This is a genomic window from Jeotgalibacillus sp. ET6 (genome assembly GCF_029667115.1).
Classification (GTDB): Bacteria; Bacillota; Bacilli; order Bacillales; family Jeotgalibacillaceae; genus Jeotgalibacillus.
The window spans coordinates 86,600-105,921 of sequence record NZ_JARUIU010000010.1 but is presented as its reverse complement, the minus strand read 5'-3'; the positions used below and the strand labels follow the sequence as shown (position 1 = coordinate 105,921).

Here is a 19,322-nt window from a genome sequence, read left to right as displayed (position 1 = left end):
AGTGAAGTGCCAGCAAAGACCAAAAGAAATATAGAAAAAACAAGAGCCTCTCCTGTTTTATTGGAGATCGGCTCTTGTTTTTTATTCTGCCTGAAGGGCTTTGCGAAGAGTTTCAATATTTTTTTCCATTAAAGAAAAATAATCTTCTTCGTTTTCAATATCTTCTTCAGTCAGGACTGAAAGATTATGAAGCTGCAGCGCCTCTGCACCAATCTCCTGCTGAATCACTTCAGTTAAATTGGAAGATACATTTTGCTCGAATAGAATATGCTCAATGTTATTTTCTTTAGCAAGCTCTATTACCTCAGTTAATTCACGCTGAGAGGGTTCATCACTCGTTGAAATGCCTGCAATGGCGTTTTGTTCAAAGCCGTAGCGGTTCTCCCAATATCCATAGGCTGCATGGGAGACAAATAAATGATTGATCTGTGCATCGTCAGCCAGTTGCTCAAAGGATTCATTCATTTCATCTAACTGCGAAATCACTTCTTCATAATTTTCATTAAAGTATTCTTCCTGCTCCGGCATCTCTTCTACAAGAGAATCCCTGACCGTTTCTGCAAGAGATTTTGAAAGAACCGGATCCAGCCAGACATGAGGATCTACATCTCCATGGTCATGTCCTTCATGACCTTCATGAGCGTGCTCTTCTTCTTCATCGTGAGCATGTTCTTCTTCGTCATGAGCGTGCTCTTCTTCTTCATCGTGAGCATGTTCTTCTTCGTCATGAGCGTGCTCTTCTTCATCGTGAGCATGTTCCTCTTCGTCATGAGCGTGCTCTTCTTCGTCATGAGCGTGCTCTTCTTCGTCATGAGCGTGCTCTTCTTCATCGTGGGCATGTTCTTCTTCGTCATGAGCGTGCTCTTCTTCATCGTGGGCATGTTCTTCCTCATCATGAGTATGACCATCTTCAGTACTGCCTTCAAGCTCCTCATCCGTTATATAATCAGCAGTGGGAACCATAACCAGTTCCTGGCTTTCCAATACATCGGTTGCGCTATCTACAAAGCCCTCAAGACCTAGACCAATATAGAAAAACAAGTCGGCTTCAGCAAGCTTAATCATATCCTGCTGAGACGGTTCATACGTATGCTCATCTGCTCCTGGTGGATAAATTGTTTCGACTTCGACATACTCTCCGCCTATTTTTTCTGCAAAGTCCTGCAGAGGATATACGGTCGTGTACACTTCCAATTTCTCATTTGAATCAGATGTTGATTCTGTATTACATGCTGACAGGATCCAAGTAGTGGACGCAAGCAGCAGGATCCAAGCGGATTTTTTCACTTTTTCTGCACCTCTTTTTTAAATAGTAATAATTACGATTTAATCAACAAGGCATAATATACTATGAATTCTTTCATAATGCAAGGAAAAAACCATCAAGAAATATTTTTCTTTGATGGTTTTTTTTCAGGAACATAATCGATTCCGCCACGATGAAATGGATGACATTTTAAAAGTCTTATGACTGTCAGCCACCCGCCTTTTAGGGCACCGTGCTTTTGAATGGCTTCCATTCCATATTGGGAGCAGGTGGGATAAAACCTGCAGCTTGGAGGAGTAAGGGGCGAAATAAACTTCCGGTAAAAAGAAATAATGGATAGCAGCAGTTTACTCAATTACAAATCACCTTTCATCAGTTGATGAATTTGAAGGAGGTTCTGTATTTTTAACAGGCTTATTTTTTTCAGGAAGAGGGTCAACGGTATGTTCATAATCATATCCGCGGTTCGTTGCGATAATAAACAAAGCAGTAATTAAAACAATGACCAAAATAGACAGAAACATCAGACCGCCTAGTGACATGAATTTCAACTCCTTCCATTTCAGTTTAGCATTCAACAATGATTATTTCTTGTTTCTTGTTTCTTGTTTTAAAGCAGGGAAGGCGCATTAAACGTCGATTGGTTTAAGTTAAACAACATGTGGTAAACATTAAATATAGATTACCCATTAGGAGGATGAACAATGCCACAAGATCAATTAGTTCAAAATGTAAACAGACAAATCGCAAGCTGGACTGTGCTTTACACCAAGTTACATAATTACCACTGGTACGTAAAAGGGCACCAGTTTTTCACACTTCATGAAAAATTTGAAGAACTTTATAACGAAGCGGGTGTTCACATTGATGAGCTTGCTGAAAGGCTTCTTGCTTTACAGGGAGAACCCGTTGCTACGTTAAGGGAATCACTAGAGCTTTCGCTTGTTCAGGAAGCATCAGGAAATGAGTCGGCCGATCAGATGGTGGAGGCGTTATATAATGATTTTCAAACGCTAATGAACCATTTGAAAGAAGGAATGGAGATTGCAGGAAGCGTAAATGATGAAATGACAGGAGATATGCTGCTTTCTGTTCATCAGAGCCTCGAAAAACACTCGTGGATGCTTCGTTCATTCCTTGGAAAATAAAAACATTTCTATATGCACCTGCTCTTTGATCCGAAGGGATTACAGAGCAGGTGTATTTTTTTATAAAATCGGGTGAAAAGTAAGCAGAAAAAAAGACTGAGTGATGTCAAATAAAGTCATTGACGTCACTCAGTTCCGTGTCGGATTTTTATAGAAATGCAGTTGTTCATCAATGGTAAAGGTTCTCGTTTTCTTCAGCTGCATTTTCGCTTTGGTCAAGTTTTCCCTTCAGCGATTCTACTATGTAGAGTCTGATAAAATAAGCAAGCTCATCCTCCGACATATCTTTCACCATTGAAAGAAGTTCATCCCGGTTAAGCTGCTCCAATATGGTAAAAGCAATAATATCCAAATCTTCCTGGGTTCCGCGCAATTTTCCTCTGTACATTTCAAGAATTTCGTCTACAAGTTTCATCATAGGTTCATCCCCATTTCGCGTTGTGTCATGCTGGCCAAAATCCAAAGGGGTAAGTGGTATATAAATAACTATACCCAATATCACTGATTTAAACCATTAAAAAAAGCTTTGAATAGGGCTGTAAATGGACATACTTTAGGAAAAGGAGTGAGAATTATGGACGACATGAAAAAAACATACTATGTCTCGGTTGCGCGAGGCGAAATTAATCGAAGCGGAGAATATTCCCCTTATGAATTTGTTGTAGATGCAACAGATGATCAAATCAGCAAGCTTCGCTACTTATTTGACCAAAACAATGACATTGGGTTTGACAGTGCTGTTCGTGCTCAGACACCTTACGTTCAATATCATGATGATGAGCCGAACCGGCAGCAGGACAGTGTGCTGGTGGAAATTTATTCTTATATTCATGAAATAGGCGATGAAGCTGCAGTTAAGCATATTGAAAGCATGGGGATCGTACCAGCTACAAAAGAGCATCCATTTATTCAGGTGAAGGGCGATCACAAACTGGATCAAAAAATTTCTCCGGTTGAAGAAAACCAATGAAGACGATTAAAAATAATAAAGGATGAAAAAGAGCCTGAGACAAAAATGTCTCAAGCTCTACAACCGGTTCACTTCGCTTCAGGCGGACGCATGTCGCAGGGACGGCGCTGAGCCCTCCACAGGTTTTGCCTTGCGGGGGCTCAGCTTGCCGTCATGTTCTGCAGGAACCGCCACCTTCCGCTCCGTTCACCTGCTGCTCTTCATAAATATGTCCTCATTAAACTTTTTTGAGTTTTGTCCCAGACATTTTCAAATACACAAAAATTTAGATTTTATTTGAAAAACTTATCAACCGAAGCTTATAGAAAACTATCCCTGTGTTTCAACAGCAGAGTCCAGTACTTCCTGTGGAACGGTAATTTCATCGATTGTGTTGAAATTTTCATAAACAGTTTCAGACTGTTGTTCAATTTCCAGTGATTCTCCCTGCATGGTCATAATCATGGTCATATCCATATCAAGACGTGAAGGGAGGAAGGTTTCTTTGTCGATCTCGATTTCATACATGACGTCTTCAAACTGTGTATCTTTGAACAGTTCTTCAGCAGACATGCCCATGCCAAGATCAGGCATTGTTTCGCTTGCCTGTTCAATTAAAAATTCGCTAAACTTTTCACCTGAGGCATTCAGCGTTAAAATATAAGAAGAATCGTCTTGTTCAAACGAGAAATCTTCCATAAATGGTTCAAGTGCTTTCAACTGCTCGTTAGGCTGATTTTGAGAATTTGACAATTGTATAATCTCGTCTGACATTTCTTTAGGAAGCTTTGTCCATTGCTCTGAGGCAGCGTCATACATATAAAATCCATCTTCAGTCAGATAAGACTCTACCGTCATAGCTTCTTCGCTTTCCATCATGCCTTCACCTGTCGTTTCAACCTTCTGGTAAAGTGCCAAAGGCTCTAAGACCATGTCCATATCAATGGTGGAGTTGGTCTTCATTTCCATTTCTTCACCTGGGATCGTCAAGTTTTGATTCATTTGAATGACAGCTTCCATGCTGGAGATGTCTTCGCCTGCCTGAACAGATTTTTCGTATACTTCTTCAAGTGTTAAATCTGAACTCTCATTTTCATCAGTACCATCAACAGGATCTGCTGTATCCGAACAGGCTGCTAGTACAAGTGCCAAGGAAGCACTGGTTAAACCGATTGTCCATTTTTTTCGCAAAGTGAATCTCTCCTTTTGATTTTTTTTAGATGCTGTACTATAGGTAGTACGATTGAAAGTAGAAAAAGTTTCATATTACGACTAAAAGTTTCCACTAATATCATATTAATACCACTTTTGGGTTATTTAAGGAGGGGTTATTTGCACGTATTTAATGATTTTGTAGGGAAAAGAGTTCATTTTTCTTTTGAAAAGCTTCCTTTTGGGGAAGAACCAAAACATGTGTGGATTTTAACCCGCTATCAAAATAAATGGATCGTAACAAAACATAAGCAAAGAGGGCTTGAATTCCCGGGAGGCAAGGTGGAAGCAGGAGAAACCCTCAAGGAAGCAGCCATTAGGGAAATTAGAGAAGAGCTGGGTGGAGAAGCGGGAGAGCTGCATTATATTGGTCAATACAGGGTGGAAGATCAGCTTCCGTTTATAAAAGCCGTTTTTTTTACAGAACTCGTCATGCTCCACCCTCAGGAGCACTACTTTGAGACTGCCGGACCGCTAATAGTGGGAGATCATTTAGAAAGCGTGAGGATGGGAGATGAATTCAGTTTTTTAATGAAGGATGATGTGCTGACTCATGCCCTGCATTTTTGGGAATACCGTCTGAACAGAAAGGGATGAAAACATGAAAGATGGAGAGATCATATCCAGGGTTCCGTTTCCTTCCCCTAATCCCCGAGTGGCCCTTTATCTTATTACTATGTGGTCAGCGGGATTAAAAGTAAAAGGGCTTTTAGCAGAACCTGAAGGCAATGAAAATCTTGATGGGTTTTTATATTTAAGAGGTGGCATAAAAAATGTAGGAATGGTGCGTCCATCAAGAATTGCACAATTTGCAGATCAGGGATTTATTGTTTTCGCTCCCTATTATCGCGGGAACAGAGGCGGCGAGGGAAATGAGGATTTTGCAGGAGAAGACCGGGAAGACGCTTTTTCAGGCGTTCGTCTGCTCCAGCAGCATCCACGTGTTCTCAATCATAAAATCCATGTATTCGGCTTCTCAAGAGGTGGCGTAATGGCGCTGCAGGCAGGAGTGGAATTCTCATCCATTGCATCTGTAGTAACATGGGGAGGAGTATCAGATCTGACATTAACGTATGAGGAACGTAAAGATCTGAGGCGGATGATGAAAAGAGTAATCGGCGGAACACCTGCTAAGAAGGAAGACGCTTATAAATACAGAACTCCTCTTTATGAATTGGAGGCCATGAAAGCACCAGTGCTTATTATTCACGGAGCAAAAGATACGAATGTTACAATTGAGCACGCATATCGATTAGAAAAGAGAATGAAAGAACTGAACAAAAAAGTGGAAACGATGTATTATGAAGAATTTGATCATGTATTTCCACCGGTTTATAACCGGAAGACCGTAAAGGAACTTTGCAGCTGGATGAAAATGCAGAAAGCTGATTTTAACTAGGAGGAGAGATCGAAGTGGGAATGCCGCTAGAAGTAAATACCATGATTGTGACAAAAGGGAAAGAGCACAGACAGCAGGAAAATTTTTTTCAGCTTATTAAAGAAGGCTATCGTTTATACCCCATGCATGTACCGCTCGAAGTTAAGAGAACGAAAGAAGGGGAATTAAGCGGTACCGGGCAGATTCACCGGTTAGAGTGGAGAGACCAGTCCACCATCATTTCCTATGAGCTTTTAACACTTCAATCGAGTAACTAATAGAGCCGTGTTCAATTTTGTGCCAATGAAAATCAGGGCAGGATAAGACTGCGCAAGGTAAATCCTGGAAAAAGGTTAACTCCACATCCTTGAACGCAGTAAACCGGTCAAAAAGCCTGAGACACTGTGTCTCAGGCTTTTTGACGTTTCAATTTTAGCAAGTACTATACAATCGGTCCGCCAAGCTTAATGATATTTTCATCCACATTGGAGAACTTTTTAAAGTTTTCTTTAAATTGATTTGCCAGTTCTTCAGCTTTGGCTTCATACTCTTTTTCTGACGGCCATGCGAATCGTGGAATCAGCACATCGTCTGGCACTCCTGGTACATGGGTAGGTGTTTCAAGGCCGAACAACCCGCTTTTCGTCGTTTCAGCATTTGTAAGTTCCCCGTGCAGGGCAGCACGAACCATAGCGCGTGTATAAGACAATTTCATGCGGCTTCCCGTTCCATAAGCTCCCCCGGTCCAGCCGGTATTAACAAGAAAGACCTCCACGTCATGCTGTTCCATCTTCTTTCCAAGCATTTCAGCATAAACCGTTGGACGAAGAGGAAGGAATGGCGATCCAAAGCAGGTTGAAAAGGTTGCTTCCGGTTCAGTCACGCCCCGCTCAGTGCCGGCGAGCTTTGATGTATATCCGCTAAGGAAATGATACATCGCCTGTTCTTTTGTTAATTTTGAAATAGGAGGCAGCACGCCAAATGCATCAGCTGTAAGAAAGATAATGGTATTCGGATGTCCCGCTTTACTTGGATCCACAATATTGGAAATAGCCTGAAGCGGATAAGCAGCACGGGTATTTTCGGTTAAAGAAGAGTCATTATAATCGGCTTCTTTTGTATCCGGATTTAATACAACGTTCTCCAGGACAGATCCAAACCGGATGGCATCGAAAATCTGCGGTTCTTTTTCCCGTGACAGCTGAATGCATTTTGCATAGCAGCCGCCTTCGATATTAAACACGCCGTTATCAGACCATCCATGCTCATCGTCCCCGATTAACCGTCTATCCGCATCAGCTGAAAGAGTGGTTTTGCCTGTTCCGGAAAGACCGAAGAATAAAGCTACATCTCCCTCCGCTCCGACGTTGGCTGAGCAATGCATAGGCAGAATATCTTTTTGAGGCAGCAGATAATTCATAATGGAAAAAATAGATTTTTTCATTTCGCCAGCATATTCAGTTCCGCCGATCAGGATGGTTCTTTTTTCAAAAGATACGATAATAAAGGTTTCAGAACGAGTTCCGTCAGTAGATGGATCAGCCTTTACAGATGGGGCAGATAAAATGGTAAATGGTTTTTCTCCTCCATTGTCCCATTGATCGCCTTGCTTCTGCCGGATAAACAGCTGGTGAGCAAATAAATTGTGCCACGCGCGTTCATTCACGACACGAATCGGAAGTCTTGAAGTTTCATCCGCTCCGGCGAAACCTTCAAATACAAATACTTCATCAAGATCGTGAAGGTGATTGATAATTTTAGTGTAAAGCCGGTCAAATACGTCTGCGGAAATCGGCTGATTGACGTTTCCCCAATCAATCTGGTCTCTAGTCGATGGTTCATCAACTGTATACTTATCTTTTGGAGACCTGCCTGTATATGTACCGGTCTCGGCTTTTACAGCGCCGGAGGAAGTCAGGGTCCCCTCACCGCGTTCCAGAATCTTTTCTACCAGGTTTGGCACTGAAAGATTCAGCTGGACATGGTCCTTATTTAGCAATTCAGTTACATCAGTTGTTTTTCGGATTATGTTCATTCTAATTCCCACCCCTAATCAAGAAATAATCATGCACCTTTATTCGACATTAGTATAACACATTGGATTGAATAGTCTATACTATTAAATTGATTTACTTACTTATTCATTCTAACAGAAAAAAGTACTTTGTGAGTTGACATCCCGGTTTCATTTGCGTATGATAGTTTTTTGAACGGATACTCTTATCCCGAGCTGGTGGAGGGACAGGCCCTATGAAACCCAGCAACCTGCTCTGCAAGAAAGTCCCCGTGACTTTTGCGATTCACTCACATGGAGCGAAGGTGCTAACCTGTAGCAGGGCAATTATGCCTTGAACGATAAGAGTGAAAGGCGCGCTTTCTACAAAACCTTTCCTCATGAACCAACCGGGGAAGGGTTTATTTTATGTCGTGCCATGACTTGGATGATCTACAAAAGGTTAACGTTCGATCTCTAAGGGTAATGAGTACCGTCCAACATATACGCTTCACAAGGAGGAGACACTATGTCAACAAAACGTCATTTGTTTACGTCTGAGTCTGTTACAGAAGGACATCCGGACAAAATTTGCGATCAGATTTCAGATTCTATTTTGGATGCTATTTTAAAGGATGATCCGAATGCCAGAGTAGCATGTGAGACATCTGTTACTACGGGACTCGTGCTTGTAGCCGGAGAAATTTCAACCTCTACGTATGTAGACATTCCTAAAATCGTTCGTGAAACCATAAAGGGAATAGGCTACACCCGTGCAAAATATGGTTTTGATGCAGAAACTTGCGCAGTACTGACTTCCATTGATGAGCAGTCTGCTGATATCGCTGCCGGGGTGGATGTGGCGCTAGAAGACCGTGAAGGCAAAATGTCTGATGAAGAAATTGAATCCATCGGAGCAGGAGATCAGGGCTTAATGTTCGGCTTTGCCTGTAATGAAACAAATGAATTAATGCCGCTTCCGATCTCACTGGCTCATAAATTATCACGCCGTTTAACAGAAGTACGCAAAGAAGAAATCCTTCCTTATCTGCGGCCTGATGGTAAAACACAGGTAACAGTAGAATATGATGAAAACAATCAACCGGTTCGTATTGATACGATTGTTATTTCCACTCAGCACCACCCGGAGGTCAGCCTTGAACAGATCCAGCGCAATCTAAAGGACCATGTGATTAAGCCAGTTGTTCCGGCGCATTTGATTGACGAGGAAACAAAATACTTTATTAACCCGACCGGCCGTTTTGTCATTGGCGGACCACAAGGGGATGCTGGATTGACCGGACGTAAGATTATTGTTGATACGTACGGAGGATATGCACGTCACGGCGGAGGTGCCTTCTCCGGTAAAGACGCAACAAAAGTTGACCGCTCAGGTGCTTACGCTGCTCGCTACGTTGCAAAAAATCTAGTCGCAGCAGGACTTGCAGACAAGGTTGAAGTTCAGCTTGCCTATGCAATTGGTGTAGCACAGCCTGTATCCATCTCGATTGATACATTTGGTACAGGAAAAGCAGAAGAAGATGTGCTGATCGATCTTGTGCGCAGCAATTTTGACCTGCGTCCTGCCGGCATTATCCGTATGCTGAACCTGCGCCGCCCAATTTACAAACAAACTGCAGCCTATGGCCACTTCGGCCGAAATGATCTGGATCTTCCATGGGAGCAAACGGATAAAGCAGATGCTTTAAAAGAACAGGCAGCTAGATAAAAAAGAATCATAATTTTTGCGTCAGCTGGGAATCCCCCAGCTGATTTTTTTTTGGGATATATTTATTAAAATAACTGCGGTATCATGGCAATAAGCAAAGTATTCCTTAAAGAGAAGATTTTAGTAAAGGCAGGAATGTATATGAAACAGTTTTGGGTAAGGTTCAGCCTCTTTAGCTTAATTTGGATTCTTATCATTTTATTTCAAAGCGAAAACAAGCCTGTAAGCATCCTGATTTTTGCAGGTGCATTGAGTGTCTACTTTTTTTTATCCCTTAATAAGAGCCTCTTTTTACTGTATATCATACAGACACTCTTCATTGTATCCCACGGAATTTGGCAGCATTCAGAAGTTGGGCTGTATGTAGTAGCATTGCTGTATCTTTCAATTGAAGCATCATTTCGAATAAAGCAATCCTATTTTCTTTCTTATATTTTACTGAATTTACTTTCTTCCCTCATCATAACCTGGCTTAGCGACGGTCGGTTTGTTGAATGGCTTCTTCTGACTGTACTTGTTTACTTCCCGGTTTTAAAACTAAACAGGATGATCATGGAACGAAATGAACAAAAGGAAATTTATGAAACTCTTCTAAATGAATACCGTAAAGTAAAGCGATTGAGCATCTCTGGCGAAAGGAATGCCCGGCTTGAGGAACGGACAAGGATTGCCGGCGACATCCATGACTCAGTAGGGCATCGATTGACAGCACTTATTATGAAGCTGGAGGTCCTCACGATACAGGACAACAAAACGGGTTACACAGAGCTAAAGCGAATGGCCCAGGAGAGCTTGAATGAAACCAGGCATGCGGTTAAAGCGCTGCAAACAGAAGAAAACGAAGGAATTGCAACCGTCGTGCATTTAATTAGAAAGCTCGAAGCAGAGAGCCATATTCTTGTGCAATTTACGATGAAACAAGGAGTATTATCCTTCCCAATTTCAAATGAAACAAGTGTTGTGCTTTATCGCGTCATACAGGAAGCCTTAACAAACGCTATGCGGCATGCTCAATCAAGAGAAGTGCATATAACGTTGGGAAAGTCTGCAGCCGATTCATTATCATTTGAGATTCGAAACTCTATATTTAAAGCAGAGGCTTTTTCATACGGTTTTGGGTTAACCAATATGAAAAAAAGAGCAGAAGAGCTTGATGGGAATTTGGAAGCCTATCAGACTGAAAAAGAGTTTATTGTCAGAGGCGCAATTCCGATTCTATGGGGGGAGAAAATATGAATTTGAACATTTTACTTGTTGAAGATCAGGCAATCGTAAGGCAAGGCCTTAAAATTATACTTGAACAGGACCCGTCCATCCGTGTGGCACATGAAGCAGAAAACGGACGAAAAGCCATTGAAATCCTGCAAAATCATATTGTCGATGTGGTTTTAATGGATATCAGAATGCCGGTGATGAATGGCATTGAAGCAACCCGGGAAATCAAAAAGCAGTGGCCGGCAATAAAAGTGCTGATCCTTACTACCTTTAACGATGAAGAATATGCGATGCAGGCTTTAAAAGAAGGAGCGAACGGATTTTTGCTGAAAACCTCGGAATCTGCGAAGCTGCTCGATGCTATTTACAGCTGTATGAACGGAGGCTTAACGATTCATGATGAAGTAGCTGCAAAAGTGATGCCGCGATTATTGCAGCGGACTAAAAAAGAAAATTCCTCTAAAGCAGCCCACCCGTTTTCGTCTCGTGAATTAGCCATTATCAAATTAGTCGGGGAAGGGCAGACAAATAGAGAGATTGCAGAAAAGCTGTATTTATCTGTTGGGACGGTTAAAAATCATTTGACACTTATTCTACAAAAGCTGGATCTTCGTGACCGGACTCAATTAGCCATTTATGCCGTTCGTAATGAATTATCGGAACACTGAGAGTCGATTAAAGTACCAGTATAAAATTTAACAATGTGAACAGCGTTAGAGATCGGAAATCTGGAATTCCAGTTAGGCACTGACTATTTTTAAAGGAGGATATAACTTGCAAATCACTTCAACAAATAAAGATTTTAGTGTCCTTATAGGAATTACAGTAGCTGTTGGGATACTGGCTTATGCTTTTATAAGGCATGATACTGTTTTTTATTTGATGATTACAGCTATCTTTGTTGAGGGTTATATTAATGAACAAGACAGAAAACAGAATTATTGGAAATATACTTTATCTTTTGTTCTTTTAATTATCTTCCTGTATGTCCTACTGAACTGGCAGATCTAAATTAAGTAAAAAAAGCATTACATAACGAGAATGCATTCACGATAAGCTTTTTACTCGTGAGTGCATTCTTTTCTATATTTAAAATGACGCAGGTCACTTCAACAGAAAAAACTTATGACCTCAGCCACTTTTATCTACTTTGGCTAGAGCATAAGCTAAATGAACAGGAGGGTGAGGAAATGCTTGAATTAATTAACTTGTCCAAGAAGTTTAAACAGGTGCATGCCGTAGAAAATTTAAATATGTTTATTGAAAAAGGGGAGATTATTGGACTGCTTGGTCCCAATGGTGCTGGAAAATCCACCGCTATTTCCATGCTTTCTTCTCTACTAGAACCTTCATCAGGCGATGTGAAATTTAATGGAAAAAGCATTTTGAAAAACCCTGCACCATTAAGGGATATGGTAGGAATGGTTCCACAGGACATCGCCTTATACAGTGATTTAACTGCTGAAGAGAATCTTCAATTTTTCGGAAGAATTTATAACATCAAAGGTGTTGAATTAAAAAGAAAAATCGATGAAGTATTAAAGCTCATTGGTCTGACGGACAGACGCAAAGATGTTGTGAAGAAGTATTCGGGAGGAATGAAGCGGCGGCTGAATATTGGGGTAGCTCTTTTACATGAGCCCGAGTTTCTTATTATGGACGAACCGACAGTGGGCATTGATCCCCAGTCGAGAAACTATATTCTTGAAACGGTCAAACGCCTGAACAGGGAGAAGCAGATCACAATTCTTTACACGAGTCATTACATGGAGGAAGTAGAATTTTTATGTGACAGAATCTACATTATGGACCAGGGAAATCTAATTGCTTCAGGCACAAAAGATGAAATCAAAAGCATCCTGTCTGCAGAAAAAGTGATCTCAATTAAAGCTGACAATATGAATGATGCATTTATCGGCAGTTTAAAAGAAAATCCTCTTGTTAACCGCGTGGTGGTCAGTGAAAAAGAAGTAACCATTATGGCAGGAAAAGAAGTGAATATTTTCTCCCCGCTTATCAAAATGGCGGAAGATTCACAGCTGGATCTGCATTCTCTAGACATTAAAACTCCTACTTTGGAAGACGTTTTTCTCCATCTGACCGGAAGAGCATTAAGAGATTAGAGGTGAAGCTCACATGATATGGCAATTTATAAAGAAGCAAGGCTTGCTTTTATGGAGAAATCCGATGCAGCTGCTGTTAGTAGTCGGTCTTCCAATTGTGTTGATCACAATTTTAGGGACGGCTCTGGGAGGAACCATGAATGGAGAGCCTCCAAAAATCAATTTGAAAGTTGCATTGATTGAACACGAAGATGAAGAACAACAAATAGACCGGTTTATTGAAGATTTTTCAGATAAACTTCCCCCTGAAATGATTGAAAGCATTCAGAAGGATGAAGAGTTCAGGTTTATTCAAACATTAAAGGATACGGTCTTTGGTCATGAAGACATCAAAGCATTTATTGATTTTCAGGAAATGGATTTAGAGGATAAAGATCAAATCCTCAATGATTCAACCTATACATCCGTAATTGAAGTTCCCGAGCATTTCACCTATGAAATGTTAGAAGGAATCATGACTAATCAAAACAATCAGCCAGCGCTTCTTGTGCTGAACAATGAGGGCAGCCAGGTTGGAGCAAAAATCGTGAATGATATTCTCGTACAATATCAGGAAGAGATTGGGCTTACAAATTTCCTAGCAGCCAATCATTTAGATCCAAGCATCCTGCAACCCACAGAGGAGATTCGTTTTAGTGAAACAGTCTCCATCAATCAAAGTCAACCCGTCACATCTAAAGGGTATTACACAGTGGGAATGGCTGTAATGAATGTGCTGTTTGTCGCTTCCACCATAGGGACATTTGCTTTTCTTGAGAGAAAGATCTTTGTATTTAACAGGATCATACTCGCAAATGTCTCCCGATGGATTTACTTTAGCGCTGTCTGTCTTTCAGGTACTCTTTTTTCATTTTTCCATCTGCTGATCGTATTTGGATTTGCCTGGGTATTTTTTGATGTATCCTGGGCGAACATACCACTCTTTTTACTCGTTTCATTGGCTTTTGCCATTTCAGTGGGAGGAATCGCTGCTTTATTGACAGCCATAAGCTACCGTTTTAAATCAGAAGTCGTTACGAGTTTCTTTTCAAGTATTTTAGTTACCATTATGGCGGTTTTAGGGGGAAGTTTTTTTCCATTAGGAGATTCTTCTGTGTTACTTCAAACACTCGGTAATTTTACACCGAACGGAGCTGGAATGTCTGCATATTTATCCGTTCTGCGCGGAGATGAATTAGAAGCAATCAGTGAGCATCTTATTTTTCTTGTCTGTTTTGGTTTTGCCGCCATCGCAGCTGCGGCTGTCAGTTTTCCAAAAAGGGGGGCCAATATATGATTGGGATTTTGCTGGCAAGGATAAGATTATTTATTCGCAAGCCGCTTACGTTTGTTATCTTTACCGGGATGTCGATTGGTTTTGCACTCGTTTTGGGAGGGTCAGGAGGGCCTGCAGCTGTTCATGTCCCTCTATATGCTGAAGACCAAGAGGTGCAAGATTCTTTTATTGGAAACGCATTGGTGGAAAATGAGACCTATTCATTTGACTGGACATCAAAAGCGGAACTGGAAGAAAGAATTACTAACGGAAAAGCAGAAGCAGGTGCCATCTTAACAAATGATGGCTATAGACTTATTATAGGCGTCGATTCTCCGAATGCTGCATTAATTGAAAATACACTATCAGATTTGTATCGAAAGAAGCATCAAGAAGAGGAAATTATGGCTGCATCAGGAAGAGAAAATCAGGCTGATCAGGAAAAGCTGCTGAATGAATTGAGGCTCTCTCAGGAATCACCCGTTTTCACCATTTCAAACAGCCATTTTAGAGGAACAAACACCTGGATGTATGACAGCACGTTTCAAACTTTGTTTGGTTTCACTCTCTTCTTTGTGATTTACACGATTGCTTATAATGTGCTGCCTATTTTAATAGAAAAGAAAGATGGGATATGGTACCGCATTATTTTATCTCCGGTGAAAAAATGGGAGATGTATACAGCAAATTTACTGTACACGTTTTTTGAAGGATATCTGCAGGTAGTGATCATTTTCCTGATTTTCCGTTATTGGGTGGGAGTGGACTTTAACGGCCGGTTCATCGAGGCACTTTTGTTCGTAATCCCCTATGTATTTGCGATTGTTGCCATGTCGATATTTTTAACCGCTCTTGTCAAAACGACTCAGCAATTTAATGCCGTGATTCCCATTCTTGCAATCAGTATGGCCATGATTGGCGGTGCTTACTGGCCGATCGAGATAGTGGAATCAGAATTCCTGCTGGCCTTATCTAAAATTAACCCACTCACCTATGGGATGGAAATTTTAAATGGGATTGCGGTCTACGGTTTTCAAATAGATGAATTGCTTTTTCCAATTAGCATTCTGGTCATAATGGGAGTCGTCATGATGGGGCTGGGCATTCATTTAATGGAGAAACGACATGTTTAATAGCTGGCAGTGCCGGTGGATCTTTGAAGTGAATCAGTAACGAACGTAAAGGAGAGCATACCGTTGGACTTTTTAATGAATTTTGTAATTATTACTTTATTTATTTTTCCATTTATCGCATTCATTCACGAATCAGGCCACGCTTTTTTTATAAAAGTTTTCGGCGGAAAGATAAGTGAATTTGCCATAGGAATTGGTGATGTATTATGGCAAAAAAACATGTTTGTTATAAATAAAGCTTATTTTGCAGGAGGAAGGGTGGTTACTGCAACGGAAGATTTATTTAGTAAAAGTCAAAAAGTATTTATCCTACTAGGCGGGGTAATCTTTAACCTTATTTCTGCACTGGCACTAGACTTGTACACAGGTTATGACTTTTTTGTTTTTCGAAACTATTTAGATAGTTTTATTTTTGTGTCTTATTTAAATGTGTTTATTAATCTAATTCCGTTTACCACGATAAACGGAAAGAGTGATGGCAAAAAGCTGGTTGAACTTATATAGGACGTCTGCAAGAGAAGGAATATAGGGCAGCACCATTACATAATGTAATGGAAAGGAAGGTGAAGCCTGATGATTATGAAAATCAGTGCAGCCGGCGCATCAGCTGCTTTTATCTGTTTGGCTGCTAAATTAATTCAAACCCTTGGGGTGACCCAGCTTACACTCGCAGAAGTGAAAAACAGCATTAACAGTTTGACAAAGGAATCACAAAAATTGATTCAATCTGCAGAACAGGCAACGGTGGATATCCAAAGTAAAGTTAAACTGCTGGATCCTTTGTTAGAATCTGCGAAGGATGTAGGCGAAGTGGTTCACAGCGTCACGGATAAAGTTAAACAGGCTGGAATGGCACAGAATATAATGAGTGAAGCTTCTGTGAATACTCCTCAATCTGGTAAAACGTTTCCTTTAAGTTCAGACATTTATACACCAAGCCATGAACCAAATGTAAACCTAATCAGTTCCACACCTACAGGCGGCGTAAAGATTAAAATTAAGTAATCTATTACGTATACAGGCTGTACTCAAAACTTCTTTCCGAATGGGAAGGAGTTTTTGTATTTTCGAAAGAACAACAAAATATTGCACGATGAGGTGCCTGAGAAAGGAATATCTATCAGGCTTGTACATAAAATGATGAAAAAGGGAGGGTTTTTTTGAATGACAATTGAATACAGTGTTGCTGCTATCGCTATCGCCTTTATCTGGCTTGTTGTATTTTTAATAAGATTGCTGCAAAGGGCGACGGTGACGCTTGGTGAAACGAATCAGACACTCGCTGAAGTAAGAAATGCTGTGCATGGCCTGACAGAAGAATCGACCAAGCTTATCTCTACGGCTAATCAGGTAACGGTCGACGCAAAATATAAAATGCGGACAGTCGATCCGCTCCTGGAATCTGCAAAGGATGTGGGGGAAGTCATTCACAGCATTACAAATTCTGTGAAGGAAGCAGCCAATACGAGAAGTGATGGAATGCCGTCACGTCCAAAAAGAACTCCAACCAGTTCAATGAAGAATTACCGGTAATAAGGGGCAGGGTTGTTTGTGGATCGGCCTGTCATCGAATTCTCAACTAAATCTGTCTGCTTAATATACAAGAATATCCCTGCGAAAAAACAGATTCGTGAGGATATTCTTTTCGTTTTGCCGCATATGCAAGACTCCCATTATTTGTGGCGATCTACTAGACAAAATGGTACAATTTACTTCTATCAAACTATCCTCGAAACATCCTCGTTTTCTTTCGGATTTAATCAATACATTTAGGGGGACATCCCGGTGACAACCGTTATACTCGCTGAAAAACCATCGCAGGCTAAAAGCTATGCGGAGGCTTTTTCAAAAGCAAAAAAACAAAGTGGATATTTTGAAATAGAGGATTCTTTATTTACAGGGAAAGTATATATAACCTGGGGATTCGGTCATCTGGTTTCCCTGCAGGAGCCTCATAAATACAAGCCGGAATGGAAAAAATGGAAGCTTGAGCTGCTGCCGATAATGCCGGACACCTTTCGTTTTACCGTTCCTTATAATAAAAGGGAGCAATTTAACATCATCAGCAGGCTCTTGAAGGAAGCAAATGAAATTATTGTCGCGACGGATTCAGACCGTGAAGGAGAAAATATTGCCCGCTCGATTATCACTCATGCAGGTATGGCGCATAAACCAACGAAGCGATTATGGATTAATTCGCTAGAAAAAGAGGCCATTCGAAGCGGTTTTCAATCATTAAGAGAAGGACGCGACTATCTTCCTTTATATATGGAAGCACAAACCCGGCAGATCAGCGACTGGCTGGTTGGCATGAATCTTTCGAGACTGTATACTCTTTTGCTTCAAAAAAAGGGAGTAGATGGTCCATTCAGCGTAGGAAGAGTTCAAACGCCGACTCTATACATGATCTGGCAGCGGCACCATGAAATTGAGCATTTTAAACCGGAGCCGTACTGGGATCTTTTTGCTTATGTGACGACTGCTAATGGGAACTTTTCAGCCAAGCATGATAAACGTTTTACTAAAGAGGCAGCGGCCTATCAGCTGCTGGAAAAGCATCGGATTGAGCCGGGGCAGCCAGTAAAAAGCGAAATTTCAAAGGCTGAAAAAAAGAAAAAGAAAATGCAGGCGCCTAGTCTTCACAGCTTGTCTTCGCTGCAGGCCAATATGAATCGGCGCTTTAAATACAGCCCATCTGCTGTATTGCAGACCGTTCAGGATTTATATGAAAAGAAAATCGTCTCATACCCCAGAACAGACTGCACGTTTATTACAAAAAATGAATTTCACTATCTGAATCAGCAGCTCGATAAAATGAAGACCGCAGCAGGAGTCCAGTTTGAAACGCATTACAGCAGCCCCAGACCGAAATACGTTCAAGACAGCAAGGTACAGGAACACTACGCCATTATTCCGACAAAAAAAGTGTTGACTGCCGATAAAATTAAGGGATTGGGACCAAAAGAGCGGAATATTTACCTCGAAATACTCCGCAGTGTGCTGGCCATGTTTCATGATGACTACCATTATGAAGAAACAAAGATTGAAGTATCCGTGAATGAGCTGATATTTAAAGCAAGCGGCAAGGTGGAGCTGAAAAAGGGATGGAAATCACTATTTGGAGAAGACAAAACTTCGAAGAACCAGGAGGAACAGCATCTTCCTGCAGTTTATCAAGGGCAGGAGGTTCAGTCCGCTGTCAACCCTAAAGAAGGAATAACAAAGCCACCTAAGCCATATACCGAAGGCCAATTGATCACGATGATGAAAACAGCCGGTAAGACGGTTGAAGATGAAAAGGCACAGGCGATCTTAAAGGAAACAGAGGGCATCGGCACTGAAGCTACACGTGCTGCGATTATTGAAACACTGAAGAAGCAGGGATATATTACGATTGCTAAAAATATTGTGACCGTTACGCAAAAAGGGATTACACTGTGTCAGGTCATTGATGGAACCCTCCTTAGCAGTCCGGAGATGACAGCCAAATGGGAAGCCTATTTGAAAAAGATCGGGCAGCAGAATGGAAGCCAGCAAGCGTTCATTGAAAATATACAAAAGTTTATTACCCATCTGTTAGAGGCTGCACCAAAAACGATCGATGAAAAGCCTCTTAAGAAAACGGAAAAAACGATGGGTGCTCAAAAAGTGCTGATTCAATGTCCAACCTGTAAAAAAGGGAATATTACGGATAGAGGGAAATTTTATGGCTGTTCAGAATATAAAGAAGGCTGTAAGCAAACATTTCCAAAAGTGCTCCTAGGCAAACGACTGACACCAAATCAAATTAAAGCTTTGTGTGAAAAAGGAAAGACAGCCCCTTTAAAGGGATTTAAAAGCATCAAGGGCGGAAGATTTAATGCTGCGCTATTGTTCAAAGACGGAAAAATTGAATTTGAATTTGCAAAATAAAATGCCTG

22 protein-coding genes and 1 riboswitch are annotated in these 19,322 nt (G+C 41.1%); of the genes, 16 read left to right on the top strand and 6 right to left on the bottom strand.

Annotated elements, in window-relative coordinates; genetic code table 11:
* Positions 1 to 81: 81 nt before the first annotated feature.
* The 3 genes from P6709_RS17645 to ytzI form a co-directional block, all read right to left on the bottom strand.
* Positions 82 to 1,287 carry a metal ABC transporter solute-binding protein, Zn/Mn family gene (locus P6709_RS17645; RefSeq protein WP_278242252.1) on the bottom strand — a complete coding sequence of 402 codons (1,206 nt, stop codon included), beginning with the start codon at positions 1,285 to 1,287 and terminating at the stop codon, positions 82 to 84.
* 95 nt (positions 1,288 to 1,382) lie between these two features.
* Complete coding sequence (gene yidD, locus P6709_RS17640; RefSeq protein ID WP_278242251.1) at positions 1,383 to 1,622, bottom strand: membrane protein insertion efficiency factor YidD; 240 nt, start codon at positions 1,620 to 1,622, stop codon at positions 1,383 to 1,385.
* 7 nt (positions 1,623 to 1,629) lie between these two features.
* Positions 1,630 to 1,809 (bottom strand): YtzI protein, encoded by a 180-nt coding sequence (gene ytzI, locus P6709_RS17635; RefSeq protein ID WP_278242250.1) that lies wholly within the window; start codon positions 1,807 to 1,809, stop codon positions 1,630 to 1,632.
* 162 nt (positions 1,810 to 1,971) lie between these two features.
* Here ytzI and P6709_RS17630 point away from each other — a divergent pair, with 162 nt between their 5' ends.
* Positions 1,972 to 2,415 carry a Dps family protein gene (locus P6709_RS17630; protein WP_278242249.1) on the top strand — a complete coding sequence of 148 codons (444 nt, stop codon included), beginning with the start codon at positions 1,972 to 1,974 and terminating at the stop codon, positions 2,413 to 2,415.
* A gap of 169 nt (positions 2,416 to 2,584) precedes the next feature.
* Here P6709_RS17630 and P6709_RS17625 read toward each other — a convergent pair whose 3' ends face one another.
* Positions 2,585 to 2,833 carry a DUF6154 family protein gene (locus P6709_RS17625; RefSeq protein WP_278242248.1) on the bottom strand — a complete coding sequence of 83 codons (249 nt, stop codon included), beginning with the start codon at positions 2,831 to 2,833 and terminating at the stop codon, positions 2,585 to 2,587.
* A gap of 156 nt (positions 2,834 to 2,989) precedes the next feature.
* Here P6709_RS17625 and P6709_RS17620 point away from each other — a divergent pair, with 156 nt between their 5' ends.
* Entirely contained in the window at positions 2,990 to 3,385 is a 396-nt protein-coding gene (locus P6709_RS17620) for a hydrolase (RefSeq protein WP_278242247.1), read from the top strand.
* 309 nt (positions 3,386 to 3,694) lie between these two features.
* Here the strand turns inward: P6709_RS17620 and P6709_RS17615 are convergent, their stop codons facing one another.
* Positions 3,695 to 4,555, bottom strand: a complete 861-nt coding sequence (locus tag P6709_RS17615) for a DUF6612 family protein (RefSeq protein ID WP_278242246.1) — start codon at positions 4,553 to 4,555, stop codon at positions 3,695 to 3,697.
* A gap of 141 nt (positions 4,556 to 4,696) precedes the next feature.
* Between P6709_RS17615 and ytkD the strand changes: the two genes are divergently transcribed.
* The 3 genes from ytkD to P6709_RS17600 are packed head-to-tail and all read left to right on the top strand — an operon-like array spanning position 4,697 to position 6,232.
* Positions 4,697 to 5,173, top strand: coding sequence for an RNA deprotection pyrophosphohydrolase (gene ytkD / locus P6709_RS17610; protein WP_278242245.1), 477 nt, complete (start codon positions 4,697 to 4,699; stop codon positions 5,171 to 5,173).
* 4 nt (positions 5,174 to 5,177) lie between these two features.
* Positions 5,178 to 5,975: an alpha/beta hydrolase family protein gene (locus P6709_RS17605; RefSeq protein ID WP_278242244.1), complete on the top strand. Its 798-nt coding sequence runs from the start codon at positions 5,178 to 5,180 to the stop codon at positions 5,973 to 5,975.
* A gap of 14 nt (positions 5,976 to 5,989) precedes the next feature.
* A complete protein-coding gene (locus P6709_RS17600; RefSeq protein WP_278242243.1) occupies positions 5,990 to 6,232 on the top strand; it encodes a DUF2584 domain-containing protein in 243 nt (80 codons plus the stop codon).
* A 164-nt stretch (positions 6,233 to 6,396) separates the two neighbouring features.
* On the opposite strand, the gene pckA is transcribed toward P6709_RS17600, so the two are convergent.
* Complete coding sequence (gene pckA, locus P6709_RS17595; RefSeq protein WP_278242242.1) at positions 6,397 to 7,989, bottom strand: phosphoenolpyruvate carboxykinase (ATP); 1,593 nt, start codon at positions 7,987 to 7,989, stop codon at positions 6,397 to 6,399.
* 182 nt (positions 7,990 to 8,171) lie between these two features.
* A riboswitch (SAM riboswitch) is annotated at positions 8,172 to 8,316 on the top strand.
* Between the two features lie 160 nt (positions 8,317 to 8,476).
* Here pckA and metK point away from each other — a divergent pair.
* From metK to P6709_RS17540, 11 genes are all read left to right on the top strand, one after another.
* Positions 8,477 to 9,676, top strand: coding sequence for a methionine adenosyltransferase (gene metK, locus P6709_RS17590; protein ID WP_278242241.1), 1,200 nt, complete (start codon positions 8,477 to 8,479; stop codon positions 9,674 to 9,676).
* Positions 9,677 to 9,817: 141 nt separating this feature from the next.
* Positions 9,818 to 10,912: a sensor histidine kinase gene (locus tag P6709_RS17585; protein ID WP_278242240.1), complete on the top strand. Its 1,095-nt coding sequence runs from the start codon at positions 9,818 to 9,820 to the stop codon at positions 10,910 to 10,912.
* A complete protein-coding gene (locus P6709_RS17580) occupies positions 10,909 to 11,559 on the top strand; it encodes a response regulator transcription factor (RefSeq protein WP_278242239.1) in 651 nt (216 codons plus the stop codon). Before P6709_RS17585 ends, P6709_RS17580 begins: the two co-directional genes overlap by 4 nt.
* A 106-nt stretch (positions 11,560 to 11,665) precedes the next feature.
* Positions 11,666 to 11,902, top strand: coding sequence for a hypothetical protein (locus P6709_RS17575; RefSeq protein WP_278242238.1), 237 nt, complete (start codon positions 11,666 to 11,668; stop codon positions 11,900 to 11,902).
* A 179-nt stretch (positions 11,903 to 12,081) separates the two neighbouring features.
* Positions 12,082 to 13,014 carry an ABC transporter ATP-binding protein gene (locus P6709_RS17570; protein WP_278242237.1) on the top strand — a complete coding sequence of 311 codons (933 nt, stop codon included), beginning with the start codon at positions 12,082 to 12,084 and terminating at the stop codon, positions 13,012 to 13,014.
* A 13-nt stretch (positions 13,015 to 13,027) separates the two neighbouring features.
* Complete coding sequence (locus P6709_RS17565; protein ID WP_278242236.1) at positions 13,028 to 14,290, top strand: ABC transporter permease; 1,263 nt, start codon at positions 13,028 to 13,030, stop codon at positions 14,288 to 14,290.
* On the top strand, positions 14,287 to 15,402 hold the full coding sequence (locus P6709_RS17560) for an ABC transporter permease (RefSeq protein WP_278242235.1): 1,116 nt from the start codon (positions 14,287 to 14,289) through the stop codon (positions 15,400 to 15,402). The genes P6709_RS17565 and P6709_RS17560 overlap by 4 nt, the downstream gene beginning before the upstream one ends.
* Before the next feature lie 63 nt (positions 15,403 to 15,465).
* Positions 15,466 to 15,906, top strand: coding sequence for a site-2 protease family protein (locus P6709_RS17555; protein ID WP_278242234.1), 441 nt, complete (start codon positions 15,466 to 15,468; stop codon positions 15,904 to 15,906).
* A gap of 69 nt (positions 15,907 to 15,975) precedes the next feature.
* Positions 15,976 to 16,407 (top strand): DUF948 domain-containing protein, encoded by a 432-nt coding sequence (locus tag P6709_RS17550; protein ID WP_278242233.1) that lies wholly within the window; start codon positions 15,976 to 15,978, stop codon positions 16,405 to 16,407.
* A 159-nt stretch (positions 16,408 to 16,566) separates the two neighbouring features.
* Positions 16,567 to 16,935 carry a DUF948 domain-containing protein gene (locus tag P6709_RS17545; protein WP_278242232.1) on the top strand — a complete coding sequence of 123 codons (369 nt, stop codon included), beginning with the start codon at positions 16,567 to 16,569 and terminating at the stop codon, positions 16,933 to 16,935.
* A gap of 252 nt (positions 16,936 to 17,187) precedes the next feature.
* Positions 17,188 to 19,314 carry a type IA DNA topoisomerase gene (locus P6709_RS17540; RefSeq protein ID WP_278242231.1) on the top strand — a complete coding sequence of 709 codons (2,127 nt, stop codon included), beginning with the start codon at positions 17,188 to 17,190 and terminating at the stop codon, positions 19,312 to 19,314.
* The last annotated feature ends 8 nt before the right edge of the window (positions 19,315 to 19,322 follow it).